Raw genomic sequence first — 2,480 nt, 5'->3', positions numbered from 1 at the left:
GGCCATTGGTGCACGCGCGCAAGGCGGTGTGCCGCTATGCTGCCGGGTGGTACGCCCCCCGGGCCCTGGATTCATCCATAGAGACAAGGACACCCCATGAAACTCATTCGATACGGCCAGCCTGGTGCAGAACGCCCCGGTCTGGTGGACGCCCAAGGCACGCTGCGCGACCTGTCCATGCTGTTGCCTGATATCGGCCCCGCGCAGCTCAGCCCGCGCGCCCTGTCGGCGCTGGCCGCCATTGACGCGCGCCGCCTCCCTGCCGTCTATGGCTCGCCCCGCCTGGGCAGTCCGGTGGGCGGTGTGGGCAAGATCGTGTGCGTGGGCCTCAACTATGCCGACCACGCCAAGGAGGCGGGCATGCAGCCGCCCGCCGAGCCGGTGCTGTTCATGAAGGCCGTGACCGCGCTGAGCGGCCCCAACGATGATGTGCGGATACCGCCTTGTGCCACCAAGACCGACTGGGAGGTGGAGCTGGGCATCGTCATCGGCACCCGCGCCCGCCATGTGTCCGAGGCCGACGCGCTGGCCCATGTCGCCGGTTATGTGCTGGCCAACGATGTGTCCGAGCGCGCCTGGCAGTTGGAGCGTGGCGGGCAGTGGGACAAGGGCAAGAGCTACGACACCTTCGCGCCCATTGGCCCCTGGCTGGTGACGGCCGATGAGGTGGCCGACCCCCACGCCATCGACCTGTGGCTGGAGGTGAATGGCCAACGTGTGCAAAACGGCAGCACGCGCAATTTCATTTTTGGCGTGCCCACCGTGGTGTCGTACATCAGCCAGTTCATGACCCTGGAGCCGGGTGACATCATCCTGACCGGAACGCCTGCAGGCGTGGGCCTGGGGCAAAAGCCCGCGCCGTGGTTCCTCAAGCCCGGTGATGTGGTGCGCCTGGGCGCCACGGGGCTGGGCGAGCAGCTGCAGAAGTACGTGGGGGGGTGACGATGGGCCGCAGCTGCGTACTGCTGCTGCACCCCATGTAGCACGTTGCTCTGACCTTCTCAGTCCAGCTTGCCGCGCAGCGCGTGGCCCGCGTTGCGCCAGCCCGCCTGCTCCCGGTACTTGACCTTGAAGATCTTGAGGTTCGCCTGGCTTTCGTACTTGACCCGGAAGATGCTGAACGTGGCCTGGGGAGCGTGGTCCACAAAACACCATACCGCGTCGCCCTCGGCCTGTTGCGCGTGCGGCATTTCGTACCAGCAGAGGTCGGCCTGGCTTTCATAGGGCACCTCAAACACCTTGGCGTCGGCAGCGGCGGCCTGTGGGGCTACCAAAATTTTTGCCATGTGCAATCTCCTGTGAAAAGCGCGAAGCGAATCAGCCCATGGTGCGCAACCCTACGGCCCCGCGCAGTGGTACATACCCGCCCTGCGCGCGGCCCGAGCGCAGCGCCTGACAGGCGTTCGCGCCACCGGCTGACAGGCCGGTTCCTGCCAGCGGCACACACTGCCCTGTGATGCAGCCTGTGCGCTGCGTTGCAAGGTGTGCCATGTCTCTGTTCCCCCGTTGTGCTACCCCCGGTTCTGATGGCGCGCAAGGCAGGCGCGCCCATTGCGAGGCGCACAGTGGCTGGAGTCGCAGCAGGCATAGGGTGGTGGCCGTGATCGGCACTCTTTGCGCCTTGAGTGCCTGCACTGACCCCGTCTCCCTGCCGCCCGAAGCGGGCATGGGGCGGTCGCCCACGCTGCCCCCGCCCACGTCGGCGCTGCTGCCCACCGTGCACATTGCACCCGCCCAGGCCTGGCCAGCCGGCACACAGCCCGTGCCGATGAACGGCCTGCGAGTGACGGCACTGGCCACGGGGCTGGACCACCCGCGCTGGCTGCTGGTACTGCCCAACGGGGATGTGCTGGTGGCTGAGAGCAACGCGCCCCCCAAGCCTGACGATGCCAAGGGCATCAAGGGCTGGGTCATGAAGCGGGTGATGAAAAGCGCCGGAGCCGGTGTGCCATCGGCCAACCGCATCACCTTGCTGCGCGATGCCGACGGCGACGGCATTGCCGAAACCCGCACCACCTTTGCCGCCGATCTGAATTCGCCGTTTGGCATGGCGCTGGTGGGCAATGCCCTGTATGTGGCCAACACCGATGCGGTGCTGCGCTTTGACTATACGCCGGGACAGACGAGCTTGGTGGGCCCAGGCACCAGGCTCATCGACCTGCCCGCAGGCCCCATCAACCACCACTGGACCAAAAATCTGATCGCGAGCCCTGACGGCAGCAAGCTCTATGTGACTGTGGGATCCAACAGCAACGTGGCCGAAAGCGGCATGACCGCCGAGGCTGGGCGCGCCGCCATCTGGGAGGTGGACCGCCTGACCGGCACGCATCGCGTGTTTGCATCGGGCCTGCGCAACCCCAACGGCCTGAGCTGGCAACCCGACACCGGCGCGCTGTGGACGGTGGTGAACGAACGCGACGAACTGGGCAACGACCTGGTGCCCGACTACCTCACCTCTGTCAAAGACAGCGCGTTTTACG

Annotated in this window: 4 protein-coding genes; 2 read left to right on the top strand and 2 right to left on the bottom strand. The window is 66.5% G+C overall.

Annotated elements, in window-relative coordinates; all coding sequences use genetic code 11:
- Window positions 1–96: 96 nt before the first annotated feature.
- On the top strand, window positions 97–942 hold the full coding sequence (locus tag DBR23_RS15100; RefSeq protein WP_108498792.1) for a fumarylacetoacetate hydrolase family protein: 846 nt from the start codon (window positions 97–99) through the stop codon (window positions 940–942).
- Window positions 943–1,001: 59 nt separating this feature from the next.
- On the opposite strand, the gene DBR23_RS15095 is transcribed toward DBR23_RS15100, so the two are convergent.
- On the bottom strand, window positions 1,002–1,286 hold the full coding sequence (locus tag DBR23_RS15095) for a DUF6150 family protein (RefSeq protein ID WP_108498791.1): 285 nt from the start codon (window positions 1,284–1,286) through the stop codon (window positions 1,002–1,004).
- Window positions 1,287–1,317: 31 nt separating this feature from the next.
- Window positions 1,318–1,491, bottom strand: a complete 174-nt coding sequence (locus DBR23_RS29655; protein WP_156379496.1) for a hypothetical protein — start codon at window positions 1,489–1,491, stop codon at window positions 1,318–1,320.
- Between the two features lie 130 nt (window positions 1,492–1,621).
- On the opposite strand from DBR23_RS29655, the gene DBR23_RS15090 reads away from it, so the two are divergent.
- Window positions 1,622–2,480: sorbosone dehydrogenase family protein (locus tag DBR23_RS15090; RefSeq protein WP_369882120.1), on the top strand; the 859-nt coding region annotated here is incomplete at its 3' end.

This window comes from Acidovorax sp. HMWF018 (assembly GCF_003061035.1).
In the GTDB taxonomy this organism is placed as follows: domain Bacteria; phylum Pseudomonadota; class Gammaproteobacteria; order Burkholderiales; family Burkholderiaceae_C; genus Acidovorax; species Acidovorax delafieldii.
This window is presented reverse-complemented; position numbering and strand designations above follow the sequence as displayed.